Here is a 14240-nt window from a genome sequence, read left to right as displayed (position 1 = left end):
ATGAGTTACAATGCTATAATTTATTCAACGGATAATCCCCCCGCCCCCGGGATGAATTACTGTTGTTACTGCAAAATCAAATATAAGATTTGTATTTTATAAATGCCGACCCGCTAATTCCACCCGTCATCTTATATGAAGATATACATTTTACGTTAAAAGTCAAACACTTTGGCATCCAAAAATAGTCATTTGACATTTCGCTTAAATAATCGTTCCTTGGATTCGTTGAGGGAATTTTTAGTGAGGGAGCGATTATGACAGATGCCATATATGAAAAATTGGCCGTAGCGCTGGACCGGCTTCCCAATGGTTTTCCGCGGACGCCTTCCAACGTCGAGATACCGCTTCTTAAAAAGATATTTACCTCGGATGAAGCGTTATTGGCTTCGTATCTGACAATTGATATGGAGCCCGCCTCAGAAATCGCGAAGAGGGCATCTTTGCCGTCTGAAGTTACGTCAGAGAATCTTATAAGTATGGCCAAACGTGGGTTAATCTGGTTTGAGAAAACTCCGGATATGTTGAAATTCAGACTGGCGCCTTTCGTAGTCGGATTATATGAATCGCAGCTTGACAATATGGATGAGGAATTAGCCGGCCTAGTCGATGAATATCTGGCCGATGGAGGAGCGGCCGGGATAATGAAATACGATCCGGCCCTGCATCGTGTTATTCCAGTTCGGGGCGCCATTCACGGCGAATGGGTTTTGCCATACGATGACGTGAAGAAAATCCTTCAGGAAGCCAAATCATTCGCTACGCACGATTGCATTTGCCGTGTTCAGCGAGCTCAACTGGAACACGCCTGTGACCGTCCGGTTCATAATTGTCTGGTTTTTAACCTGACCAAAATGCCTCCCGGATACGATGCCATAACTCAAAGTGAAGCTCTCAAACTTCTGGACGAGGCTGAAGAAGCCGGGCTAGTCCATACCGTAAGTAATATCGCTTCGGGAATTGGATATATCTGCAATTGCTGCGGCTGCTGCTGCGCTATTTTGCGGGGGATTACCGAATGGGGAGTTGAAAAATCGGTGGCATATGCCAATTATTATGCCGTGATTGATCCCGATTTGTGCGCCGATTGCGGTACTTGCCAGGAGAGATGTCAGATTGGCGCGATTGAAACTCGTGAAGACATTTCTTTTGTAATCCGCGAAAAATGTATCGGATGCGGTCTGTGCGTGACCGGTTGTCCCGAAGACGCGGCTCGATTGGAACCGAAACCGGAAGAAGAGATTGTACATCCTCCAGAAAATTTTCCCGCCTGGGAAAAGATGCGCCTGCAGAGTCGGGGATTATCCGCTAAGCAAATATAGTACGATAGAAATCAATCCTCGATAAAACGATAAACATCAAGTAAGAGGAAGAGAGCATGCAAAAAATAATCCTAATCCTGGCGTTAATAGTCTTGATAATCATGATCTTATTTCCGCCCTTTTATGCCGGTAAAAAGCCTTTTAGTGAAGGGATACATGATGGAAATATGGGATATTATCCCATCTGGAATCCGCCTTCACTTGAGGATGGCTATATATATTTATACGAGTGCGGATTGGTGAAAGATACAATCTCCAATCTTTCTATGCCCCACAAACAGGCCGGTGGTCAAACTGTTTTTCAAGGATATGTGGTTGGATTCAATAAAGTCAAATTTACATTTGGCGTTATCATTTTGTTAGTCATAACGTCTATCCTTTTATTGATTTATCGGAAAAAGGAAAAATTACAGGCAAATAAAATTTGAAGAAATTTAGGGATTGATTCGACCGAATATTTAATTATTTGTACAAATTCGCTAAAAATCATTCCTTATCAGAACGATGCTAATAACCCGGCTATAAGTTTAATTGCTTGACATTTTAATATCGGTAATATATATATCATATGTCATACTTCTAACGCCTTTTTTATAGATATACTCGATATTTAGCCGGGAGGATGCCATGTTTCATTCTTTATTCCTGCGCTGTTTACGGGCAGGCATGCCAGAATTTTTAGGATTTATTGCTGTTTTGGTATGGGCGTTAGTATTTATGCCTCAAATTGCTGAGGCAAATTATACGATTGGCGATGCCAATTCTGATGGCCGTATAAATGTTGGCGATCCCATATATCTTATTAATTTTATTTTTCGTGATGGCCAGGCGCCGTCTCCTTTTTATGCGGGAGATGCCAATTTGGACGGCCATGTTAATGTCGGCGATGTATTGTATATTATCAACCACATTTTCCGAAATGGTCCACCTCCTGGAGATACCGGCGAATATGAGTTTGGCGTAATTTCCCTGTATCCCGATGATCGTGAATTGCTTATAACAGATTCAATAATAATTACATTTTCAGACGAAGTTGATTGCGAGAGTATTTCCTCCGAGACGATTGACATAGGGCCCGGATTTGGGGGGACATTTGAATGCGATGGCAACAAAGTGATTGTCAAACTCGCACGCTTTGAATTTGCTATTATGATGTGCATCGGAATTTCGAAGGACGTACGGAGCGTTACGGGGGTTAATCTGCCCTATAATTACTATTTCTATATATACACTTCCCCTGATCTTCCGTAAGAATAAAACAGGCGATAGTGAAAATTCTCTCGTCTTCAAGAAATTTATCTCATTAGCAAACTTATTCTTTATTGGTTATCAGATCTTTTCGGGACAGATTCAATTTGTCGAAACTCTCCGATGATATCACATAATACCAGTCGGCGAAGCGAGCATTCAAAGTTTCGCTTAGGATCCGGCCGTCGGTTACATTCTTGTGCCATTTTTCATGGACGTCATATTTGGTTTTATTTTCACGGTCGGCATTTGTCCACAGACTGTCATCAATCGTCAAAAAATCAGTGTTGTTCGGTTTGGGAGGTTCGGTAAAGGCCGACTGATCAAATTCGGTTGTTATAAAAAGGTATCTGTTCTCGGCGCTTCCCTCACCGGTGTCGCCTTCCTCGGTTCCGGCGGTAACAGATAATCCCGTACCATAAAGAATTTCACCGAACCGTAGAGTATAAACAACGCCTTCATCGGTTCTGACGATCAATTCACCTTCATTGGATTTGAGCTCGCCATCGCGTGTGAAATAAAATCCTTTACCCTGAAGGTTCATAAGGTCCGCACGATTTATTTCCTGCCCTTCCTGATTCATCTTTTTCAGGTTTTGAGAAAGGCCGGCCGGTTTGGGGCGTACTCCGACAATTTTCAAATTATCAATCGCGGTCTTCAATTCACTTAACTTGGTCGAATCGACCTTTTTCCCATATCCGATATCCCGCGCCGTCCAGTCATCGTCTTTTTTATAGAGAATAAGTTTATCATGTTCGTTCAGGCGGCCCGATCTCTCATCTATGGAATAATCATGAAGCGACAAACGGTTGATTTTATTATTGTCGACCTGCAGAAGATCGGTATCAATCCAATCCTCAAATTTGGTTGAAATATCAATTGATGTTTTGACGGCATACACTCGTTTCTCGTCAGGTAATCTCACAAACCTAAATCCCTGACCGCCCTCAACCGGAATACCGATAATCAAATCGGCCAGGATATTGTCGTGAATATCTTTGATAGTTACCCGGGTGCCGTATCCCGACGATGCCAAATTGGATTCATCCAGAGGATCGATAGCGCCGCAGGATTCATGATCGGCGATATTATCCGAACGAAAATCGTCCCTAGTGATGCCGATAATTCCCGAAGCGATGCGAGCCAAACGGTCTTTATTATCAGCCGGGTAATCATGATGGGAAGGGATACTCCACCGATTTTTGGTAAATGTCACCTTAAACGGTAAAGCCGTTTCTGTATTATTATCGAATTCTACTATTTCAAGGATGGCCGCAGTGTTGGGGTCGTTGAAATCCGGAAAGAACGGTTCACCCTGATCCTGGAACGCCGAGGGGGTTATTCGATCGGGAGAGGCGATCACGGCTATAATAAGAAGTACCGCGGCGGCAACGGCGAACCATAATGTTGTTTTATTTTCGTTCATAGCGCTAACTCCTCAATCTTCTCGCGGCAATAGTTCCTTCATGCTCCCGGCGTCGGCGCCGGATAAATATCATTACTCCCAGGATAAAAATAGGGACGGGCGGGAGTAGCACGGCCAGAGTTTTTATGTTGGCCTGAATAGCCCGGATAGCGATTTCGGTGTTTTCCTGACTGCGAGCGATCGTCGCGTCACGATTAGCCTCAATGTTGGCTCGAATTGCCTCAAACCTCTTGTTTTCCACTTCCTGCATATTCTGGGCCATGATTTGTTTGGTTTGTTCATCGACATCGGTGCGATTGCGCACTTCTGTCACTTTTTCAGTAAGCCTTTGTTGAGCTTCCGAAAGCGCCTGCCGCGCTTCTTCTTCAGCCTCGCGTTCTTCTTCAAGACGTCGGGTAATAAATTCCTGAGTTTTGGCCTCAACGGCGGTGAGGGTGCGATGTTTAACGCGCCGATTACGCAGCTCGATGAAAGATTCGTCGTCGGCCAGGTAATCGATACTATTTAAGAAAAAGCTGATATTATCGAAATTGAGATTGGCAATACCTCGATTGCGGATTTCAAAAAACTGTTGCGAGATAAAATCGACATCCGCGATAACCAGCAGATTTATCAAATTGCCGGATTTATTTTCCGGATCGTTTTCTTTCTGAATGCCGGATGTCGTTCCCGATATACGCGCGGCCACGGTATATAAGTCGGGTGTCGCTATTCGTCTGGGCCGTTGGTTAAGAGTCAATCCGAAAAATCCGCGCTGAACGAGACTATACCAGTGATGAACGCCGGAAACCAACCCAGTTTGCAAAAGTGGTTCAAATACCAGATTGGGTTCAGGAGGATATTCGAGATATCCCGGAAACATAAATACTACTTCCTGTAAGTCGGCGCTGACCGGATTGTCCTGGTTGATAGCGCTTTTGTTCTTATTCCCTTCGCCGATGAAAATAATTTCCTGTTGCAGAACCGAAAGATCGGGATGGGGGTTATACACATCCCAAATTACTTCAGACATTTTCCACGGGACGCCGATTTCTTTCATGAACTGTTCCATGTTTCCCTTGGGTTGTTTCTGCTGCTGGTTTTGCTGGAACATGCTAACCTGAGCGTCGCTGGGCAGGATGGGGGAGAGGGATATGTCAATAAGCGGCATAGGATCGATCAACAAAACAGTCGGTTTACCGGTTTGTACATAATCCTTCAAATTATCTAATTCTTTCTGACCCAAAGTAGAAGGCATAACCGCCATCAAAACATCCATCTCCTGCTCGATCGATTCTTCCGGATTGACCATGAGAACTTCATACTGCTTGCGTAGTTCTCCCACTACCGGCCAGGGAGGTACTTGCTGTCCGGTCTGGTAATTAAAATCTCCAAACAGTTTCACACCGGTGCTTAGAATCCCAATTTTCTTGCGGTTACTTTGAGCAACCGATCGGATACTTCTTATTAATTCGTATTCAACGGGCAGCCCAACGTCAAAAAACGGAATAACTTCCTCCCGCGCGCCGCAGGTAAAGGCTACGCCCAAAAACACCTGGGCTTTACCGGAACGGCCGCCTTCATTCACAAAAGATTCCTGCGGGAAAATGTTGAATTTTTCGCGGGCTTCACGAGCTTCCTCGGAAAATGGTTCAGTATCTTTTATAAGAATTTGAACCTGGTCGCCACTAACGGCCGCGATTTCTTCCAGTTTGCCGATGATATTGGCGCGCGGTTCGACAAAATTGCGTGGGACTTCGGGGCTGATATAAGCTTGAATAAGAACCTGCCTGCCTTCCGGTAAATCCTCTAATAGTTGTTTTGATGTATCCGATAGTGAATGCAGTCCTTCGGCCGTGGCATCGATTCGCAGCGCCATCGTTACGATGATCGCAACAAACGAAAAGACCGCGATTGTCAAAGCCACAGTGCGGATAAAATAATGAATCCACATTTTATAACCGCCGGCGGTGGCGGGCCAGTGTCGTTTTCCGAGAATAATGACATTCAAAAACAGCATTATCGCGGTGACACCGATAAAATAAAATAATCCCGAAAAACTGATAATGCCCCGGGCAAAATCCTTGAAATATCTCTCGATCGCAATACGCCCCAAAATGCTTTGCAGCCATTCACCGGTGAGCCATTCGAGACTGCCTATAAAAATAAATATCGAGCAGAACAGCATTCCCAAAATAAAACCGATTGTCGCATTGGAGGTGAGAAGTGAGGCCAGCATCCCGATTCCCAAAAAGGCGGCTCCGATTAGCCAATAGCCGAAATAATTGACAATCATCAATCCCAAATCAGGACTACCCAACCAGAACAAAACGATGATATGGCTAAATGATAAAATAAGTGAGGCTGAATAAATTCCCAGAACCGAAAGATATTTGCCCAACACGATTTCGATATCTGTGGCTGGCAGAGTTAAAAGAAGTTCATCTGTGCCCTGCCTTCGCTCTTCGGCCCAGACGTTCATCGTTACCGCCGGAATAAATAAAAGCAGCAAGAACGGGAACATGGAATTCAATTGATCAAGATTGGCCAGATTATTGGCAAAAAATCTTTCCTGCCAGAAGGCTGCCGCGGCGCTCAGGAAAATAAAGACCGTTATAAAAAGATATCCGGTCGGGCTGCTGAAATACAGTTTGAGATCTCGCTTACTAATGACAGAAATTACTCGCCAGTTCAGATTCAATTTCATCATAGCATACCCCCCTCGGTATTTAATTCTGAGGAACGGCCATAATTTGTCATTTTGTAAAACGATTCTTCCATGGAGTTTTGTTTTCTCAAATCTCCCGGAGAACCATCGAAGACGAGTCGGCCGTTATGCACCAGCAGTACCCGGGCGGCAACGGCTTCAACTTCCTGAAGAATATGGGTCGAAAGTAAAATCGTTTTAGTATTGGCCAGCTCGGAAATATTATCCCTGAAATCGCGAATTTGATTGGGGTCAAGGCCCGCTGTTGGCTCGTCCATAATCAGGACATCCGGGTCGTGCAAAAGAACCTGGGCCAGCCCGACCCGCTGTCGATAACCCCGGGATAATTTTCCGATCGGTTTTTCGAGCACGGTTTGCAGTGCACAGCGATCAACCAGGGTATCAATTCGTTGACTCAGATATTTCTCCTCCATCTCTCGAACTTCTCCAAAAAATCGTAATAGTTCCAGCGGAGTCATATTTTCATAGAGAGGGCCGTTTTCCGGCAGGTAACCCAAAAAGCGAGAAGCTCCCAGTCGATTTCCGGATACTTCATGCCCGCAGATGAAAGCGGAACCTTGACTGGGACGCATAAACCCGGTCAATAACCTCATCGTGGTAGTTTTTCCCGCTCCGTTGGGTCCCAAAAAGGCGACAATTTGTCCTTTTGGAATCGAGAAGGAAATATCCTTGATGGCCACGAATTCTCCGAAGTATTTGGATAGATTTCGCGCCTCAATCATTGGTTTATCATTGCCGTTTATCATCAATTTACCTCACACACGAATCCAAACAGTTAATTATCTAATTAAATTTGTATCGGTCAGGATTGGGATTATAAACAACTAAAGCCAATCTGTCAAGGCCGACAGACTTAAGGCTACCTCCGCTCCTTCAACGACCCTATCCCGTTAAATAAGAATTATATTTCCCAATATTTTATCGGTTCCAGATATTTTTTAATATTTTCCCGGTATGAAGGACTTAAAAAGGAGTTTTATAATTCCCAAAATTCGTTATATTTAGCCAATACTGACTTATGGGGCTGCATGATTACACGTTTTTTACGTACTAATGTACAAAAATTACAAACAGCAGAAGGCCATTATGAGAATTTTTAGCTTTTTTGGATTATTTTTTATTTTGATTGCCGCTTTTAATATTCAGGCGCAAGACAGCGATTGCGGGACAGTCATCAATCCCGAACAGGTTGAGCAGGCCTTGAGAATAGAGCGCGAGATGCAATTTGCTTCCAAGACTCTAAGCACGACCACTCATATAGAAATCCCGATTGCCTATCATATTGTGCGTCGTTCAGACGGTACCGGCGGCTTTTCTTTAACCGATTTGACCGCTTCGACTGATAGCGCAAATGTACTTTTCGCGCCCTTGAATGTCAGCATTTATCAGTATTCGCTGGATTATATCGATGATGACGTATTTTTCTTTGATGGACACCGCTACGATGAACTCCGAAGCGTCAATGTCGTTCCCGAAGCGGTAAATATTTACTATTTACCCGATGAATCGGATTTTCCTTATTGCGGTCTTTCGTCGTTTTCGTTTTCCGGGACGCAGGGTATAATCATGAGCAATAATTGCGCCGGAGAGCTTATTATAAATTCCACTCTGGTTCATGAAATCGGCCATTATTTTAATCTTTATCATACTCATGAAACCGCCTTTGGTGATGAATGTCCTGATGGAAGTAATTGTATCGAAGCTGGCGATTTGATTTGCGACACCCCCGCTGATCCGACTCTTTCGGGTCTCGTAGATGCCACCTGTACTTATACCGGAACTGATACATCTCCCGCGTCATGCGGTTCTGAAACGTATAATCCTCAGGTCGAAAATATAATGTCATATTCCCGGAAATCCTGTCGTGATTTCCATAGCGACATGCAAATCGAAAAATTCAGAACAACGCTTCTGACTCTACGATCCGAGTTAGCCTTTAGTATCGACGGTTTTATTGTGCTGCCGGGCGTGATTGAAACGCTGCCCACCCTTGCCGGACAAACTTCCGATACGGTAATCAAGATTATTAACAGTTCGGAGACACCATTTGATGTTATATCCTTTTCCACCTCAATCGGAATTATCAATGTATCCGGTACCGTACCAGTTACCCTGAATCAGGATGATACAGTGTCTTATATCGTCAGTTTTAATGCTTCTGCCTTAACCGGTGAATGCGATCTTGGGCCCAGAGAAGATACTGTCATCTTCAATACAACTCACTCCGAAGTGACAATCGCGTCAATTCCGATAACGCCTGCGGTCGTGTACGCGGTTCCGACCAACGAGCATCTCACGACCGGTTCCACATGTCTGACATTTACGGTACCCAACACGCCGGGAATATCTGATCTGTCCGGCACCGGTTTTGTACCGGCCGGATTTGGCAATATTCTCTACGACGGTTCTCTTCTAATTGGAGTCATTGATGGGACCGATACGACAACATACATGGATGCGTATGGCGCGGAAGATTTTTCTGTTATTGATTCTTATGTGAGCGATATTGACGCGGCCGGTCGTAATACTCAGACGATTAGATATGTGACTAATGATAACAGGCTGCACGGTTCGGTGAGCTATCATTACGGTTATAATAACCTGGACCTTGACAGTTGTTCGGCTTTGGAAATCGACTATACTATTTCTAATCCGTGCGATACCGCTCTGAATATAGTCGCCGGAATATTCTGTGATTTTGATATTGACAATTCGGGCGATAACTATGCCTTTATCAGCGGTGACATGGTCATCGCGACAGATGGTACCAATGGCGCCTCTCAATCGGTGGCCCTAACCGTATTGCAAAGTTGCGGTTCTGGCCCAAATTTACGCATAATCTCCAACCCGGATTTAATTTATCCCAATAGCGGCTTGACCGATAACGATGCGTATCGTGAATTGGTTTCCGCCAGCAGCACGGGATCGCTGAATTCAACTGATGTATCAACACTAATATCATTCGGTGAAGTAATCCTGGAACCGGGTGAAACTGAGTTTTTCCAGGCGGCGATAATATTTTCCGGTACCGGTTCTGACGACCTTGATCCCGCTCTCGCCGACGCAACCCTACTGGCCCGGGGAGTTTTCCCTGATAGTGATGGCGATTGCATAACCGATGCATTGGATAATTGTCCCGATACGTATAATCCGGATCAAATCGATCTCAATGGAAACAATATTGGAGATGTTTGCGATTATAAATGCGGTGATGCTAATGGCGGCGGTGACGTCAATGTCGGCGATGCAGTCTTTATTATCAATCACGTTTTCAAGGGTGGGCCGGCCCCCGATCCGATTGAAAGCTGCAACGTCAACTGTGATGAAGACTGCAATGTCGGAGATGCGGTTTATATGATCAATCACATCTTCAAAGGCGGTCCGGTGCCATGTGCGGGGTGTGGGTAATCTCAAAGGAATGTTTTGGATGAATTTGGAGTAAATTATGAAAAAATTGGCTAAGATTCTGGTTTTTTGTACAGTTATTGCATCTATCCTAACGGCAAATGGTTTGGCGCAATTGGAGCCCGACCCATTTACACCAGTGCAGGATTATATTCGTTTTAACTCGGAATTTGAGCAGCGATTATTAGATAGTCCTCTACCCGATACGGGTAGTATAAAGGCATTTAAAGTACTATCCAAATTCACCGAGACTGTGCTTGACTCAATTGTCGAGGCAGCTATGGCGGAGTATCATATGCCCGGAGTTGTAATCCTTGCGATACTTGAGGATCAGGTTGTATTCAGCAAATCATACGGTTATGCTGATTTGGCACAAGGCATACCAGCTTCAGATACAACTCTATTTTATTTGGCGTCAATCTCCAAAACATTTGTGGCCAACGCCGCCGCCCATTTATGGCAGGATGGGCTTTTGGACCTTGATGCAAATGTCAATGATTATCTGCCCTTTGATGTTATTAATCCCTGGTACCCGGATGATGCGATTACAATGCGGACACTCTTGTCGCATACCTCAGGCCTTGACAATAGGAACGACATATGGACTTCCGAGCTTGACACCAATACGACCAGTGATTTTCCAATATCAAATTGTGATTATATGGAATCTGTTTTGGTTTCGGGAGGATCTCGATATTCAGTCTTAAATTACATAAGCCGTCGCCCCGGTGAATATTTTTGGTACAGCAATTTTGGCTTCGCTTTGGCCGGGTGCGTTATAGAAAATGTATCGGGGATGTCGCTGGGGCAATATTGCCAGGATTCTATTTTTCAACCGATTGGAATGGATGAAACATCCTGGTTTATTTCCAATCTAAACCAGGATAATGTTGCTATTCCCTATAAATGGACAGGAAGCGCTAATGAACCCTTTGGGCATTATGGAATCGGTCCTTACCCATGCATGCAGGTTCGCTCCAGTGCGCAACAATTGGCCCGTCATATGATTGCTTTTATGCAATACGGTCAAATTGAAGGTAACAGAATTCTTGACAGTACTACTGTAGAAATGATGAGAACGATTCATTATCCTGATACAGATGCAGGGAGCACCCGTTTACAAGGTTTGGGCTGGTACGAATTTCTTTTCCTGAATAATGATTCCTGGGGACATGGAGGGCAGTCTTGGGGGGCTGATACAAGAATGTATTTTGATCCTGAAGAGCGCACAGGATTTATTATTCTGACAAATATATGGAACGGTGGGATTGGTTACATAGAAGCTGCCATGTTTGAATTCTCGAGAGATTATGATAACGATGACTTGATATCGGGATTGGATAATTGCCCGCTTGTTTATAATCCGGGCCAGCAGGATAGTGATGGAGATGGAATTGGTGATGATTGCCAGTGTTTTGAAGAAGTAGTTTCTTTTGAAGGTGAATTTACCGGTGATTATTTAGGAAAATGTGTCAGTGGCGTTGGAGATGTGAATGGCGATGGTTTTGATGATATTGGTATCGGATCACCCTACAAAGATATAGGGCCCGACAATGAAATCGGAAAAGTATATATCTTTTCAGGTAAAGACTTTGATACTCTGTATGCCCTTGAAGGTGAATATGCGGTAGACCGATTTGGTTACAGCCTGTGCGGAATTAGAGATATTGATGATGACGGGATTGACGATTTCCTCGTTGGCGCTTATAGAAATGACCAAGGTGCCGCAAACGCTGGCAAGGCTTATGCATATTCCGGGGCTGACGGTTCTGTCATTCATACTTTCTTGGGAAGTTCTATCGATCAACTAATGGGATACTCAGTCTCCAGTATTGGTGACATTGATTCGGATGGGGTATCCGATATTTTGATCGGTTCACTGCAAATAAACGGCAGCGGTCTTGGTATGGTATCGGCTTATTCGGGGAGCAGCGGGGATTTTCTTTTTAGTGTTTACGGTGAAGCGACTGGTCAAAATTTTGGAGTATCTCTGTCATCTGCCGGGGATTTTAACAATGACGGAATGCCTGATTTTGTAGTCGGCGCTCAACACAATAGCGACAACGGATACCACTCCGGGAAGGTTTATATTTACTCAGGCGATGGATCATTACTACATTTTTTTACTGGGGAAAATCCAGGCGATCGGTTTGGTTGTTCTGTTGCAGGAGTCGGCAATGTGGACGGAGATGCGCTTGATGATATTATTATTGGCGCCGGTAGTTTTGAGGGAAAATTAAATAATGGCGGAAAAGTATATATTATTTCAGCCAATGATCTTTCTACATTTCGGACACATGAAGGAATTTGGCAGGGGCTTCTTGGGGAGAGAGTTTGCGGCATGGGTGATCTTAATAATGACGGATATGATGACTATGCTTATAGCGAAATCCAGGCCCATAGGGTTTATATCCATTCAGGCATAGATGGTAGTTTGTTGTATCTGTTATCCTCGGAAGTGCACTTTTCGTGGTTTGGAAGCTTCATTTCAGGCTCATCAGATATTAATGGCGATGGAGTCAGAGATTTAATTGTTGGCTCTGAAGGATTTGATAATGAGAGCGGTAGTGACGCCGGTAAGGTTTATGTCTATTCTTTCGGTGATGCCGATACCGATGGGATTCTTGCCGGGTGTGATAATTGCGCAGCAACGCCTAATCCCAATCAGGAGGATACTGACGGTGATGGGATTGGGGATTTATGCGATTATAAATGCGGTGATGCTAACGGCGACGGCGACGTCAATGTCGGTGACGCTGTATTCATAATCAACCACGTATTCAAAGGTGGGCCGGCCCCCGATCCAATTGAAGCCGGTGATGCCAATTGCGATGACGCGACAAACGTCGGAGACGCCGTATATCTTATAAATCATGTCTTCAAAGGCGGCCCGGCGCCATGTGAGGGCTGCTGATTTATTTGTAGTCGCGCCACCAAGTTTCATGCGGGGGAATATCTGAATCGGTGATTGTTTGACCCGGTTTAGGAATAGCGAACTTAATATTGGCCGCTTCGGCGGCATTCAACAATCTTTCCGGCGGTTCGAACCATTCATGAAAGGCGAGATTAAACGTTCCCCAGTGAATCGGAAGGAATATTTTTCCGTTTAAGGCCAAATGAGTCGCTACAGCTTGCTCCGGAGTGTGATGGATAGCGGGCCATAATTTTCCGTAAGCTCCAATTGAAATCAGAGTAAAATCAAAGGGACCGTATTTCCGGCCGATTTCAGCGTGTTCAGAGTATTCTCCCGTATCGCCGCTGAAGAAGACTTTTTGTTTTGTACCCATAATTATCCAGGATACCCAGAGGGTTGGATTTTTTCCGGGCAGACGGCGTCCGGAAAAATGCATACCCGGTACGGCCAATATCTTTACGGAACACTCGGGTAAATCAATCTCATCCCACCAATCCAATTCATGAATTTGAGATAAGGGAACATTCCACTTTTCCAGATGTGCGCCTACACCAAGAGGAACATAAAAATGAACCCCGGTTTGAGAGAGAGATTCAACGGTTGGCTTATCGAGATGATCATAATGGTCATGTGATATAATTACCGCATCAAGAGGCGGCAATTCGTTAAGTTGTATCGGTACAGGATGAAACCTTTTGGGTCCCCAAAGGGTTGATGGTGAGTTTCTTTCGCTCCAGATGGGGTCGGTGAGAATTCGTTTACCATCTATCTCAATTAATGCCGTGGAATGGCCCATCCAGGAAACCCGTAATTCATTTTGGGGATTATTGGCAATTGTAGCGGAGTCGATATGTTTAACGGGTAGTTCCACCGACGGCTCCCTTTCCTCTGAATAAGAAAAGAATCGATAAGTCATTTTAATCGTTTCAAGGGCCGTGAATTCTTCAACATATTTATTGGGATTGATAAAGCCTTTACCATCAAAATTGGGTGAGTTTTTAATTCGTTCCAACCGGACGCCGGCTGGGTTTGCGCCAAATTGTGATAGATTATCGGTTGAAATGATAAATACAATCAGACCTAAAATAAACAGACCGCCGAAAACCAGGAACATCATTTTTATAATCTTCCACCATCGCATAATATCATTATGATAATAGATGGTTATTCCAAAGAGGTCAACTGTTAAAGCAAATAATTGATAATCCTCAAAAATCG

At 44.3% G+C, this 14240-nt stretch carries 9 protein-coding genes; 5 read left to right on the top strand and 4 right to left on the bottom strand.

Annotated features, from left to right (window positions below):
- The first annotated feature begins 257 nt into the window (after positions 1-257).
- The 3 genes from V3V99_13995 to V3V99_13985 all read left to right on the top strand — a co-directional run bounded on the left by V3V99_13995 (position 258) and on the right by V3V99_13985 (position 2573).
- The gene (locus tag V3V99_13995) at positions 258-1322 is read left to right on the top strand and encodes a 4Fe-4S binding protein (protein ID MEE9443770.1); all 1065 of its coding nucleotides are present in this window, start codon (positions 258-260) and stop codon (positions 1320-1322) included.
- Positions 1323-1378: 56 nt separating this feature from the next.
- Positions 1379-1750 (top strand): hypothetical protein, encoded by a 372-nt coding sequence (locus V3V99_13990; protein MEE9443769.1) that lies wholly within the window; start codon positions 1379-1381, stop codon positions 1748-1750.
- A 199-nt stretch (positions 1751-1949) separates the two neighbouring features.
- Complete coding sequence (locus V3V99_13985; GenBank protein MEE9443768.1) at positions 1950-2573, top strand: dockerin type I repeat-containing protein; 624 nt, start codon at positions 1950-1952, stop codon at positions 2571-2573.
- 61 nt (positions 2574-2634) lie between these two features.
- Here V3V99_13985 and V3V99_13980 read toward each other — a convergent pair whose 3' ends face one another.
- Genes V3V99_13980 through V3V99_13970 form a run of 3 tightly spaced genes read right to left on the bottom strand, consistent with a single transcriptional unit; the run spans position 2635 to position 7449 of the window.
- Positions 2635-3996, bottom strand: coding sequence for a DUF4340 domain-containing protein (locus V3V99_13980; protein ID MEE9443767.1), 1362 nt, complete (start codon positions 3994-3996; stop codon positions 2635-2637).
- A gap of 4 nt (positions 3997-4000) precedes the next feature.
- Positions 4001-6685, bottom strand: coding sequence for a Gldg family protein (locus V3V99_13975; GenBank protein ID MEE9443766.1), 2685 nt, complete (start codon positions 6683-6685; stop codon positions 4001-4003).
- Complete coding sequence (locus V3V99_13970) at positions 6682-7449, bottom strand: ABC transporter ATP-binding protein (protein ID MEE9443765.1); 768 nt, start codon at positions 7447-7449, stop codon at positions 6682-6684. The genes V3V99_13975 and V3V99_13970 overlap by 4 nt, the downstream gene beginning before the upstream one ends.
- 340 nt (positions 7450-7789) lie before the next feature.
- Between V3V99_13970 and V3V99_13965 the strand changes: the two genes are divergently transcribed.
- Positions 7790-10111, top strand: a complete 2322-nt coding sequence (locus V3V99_13965) for a M43 family zinc metalloprotease (protein ID MEE9443764.1) — start codon at positions 7790-7792, stop codon at positions 10109-10111.
- 37 nt (positions 10112-10148) lie between these two features.
- Positions 10149-13022, top strand: a complete 2874-nt coding sequence (locus V3V99_13960; GenBank protein ID MEE9443763.1) for a serine hydrolase — start codon at positions 10149-10151, stop codon at positions 13020-13022.
- Position 13023: 1 nt separating this feature from the next.
- On the opposite strand, the gene V3V99_13955 is transcribed toward V3V99_13960, so the two are convergent.
- Positions 13024-14139 (bottom strand): MBL fold metallo-hydrolase, encoded by a 1116-nt coding sequence (locus tag V3V99_13955; GenBank protein MEE9443762.1) that lies wholly within the window; start codon positions 14137-14139, stop codon positions 13024-13026.
- Positions 14140-14240: the final 101 nt, after the last annotated feature.

The organism is Candidatus Zixiibacteriota bacterium (genome assembly GCA_036480375.1).
Classification (GTDB): domain Bacteria; phylum Zixibacteria; class MSB-5A5; order GN15; family JAAZOE01; genus JAZGGI01.
This window is presented reverse-complemented; position numbering and strand designations above follow the sequence as displayed.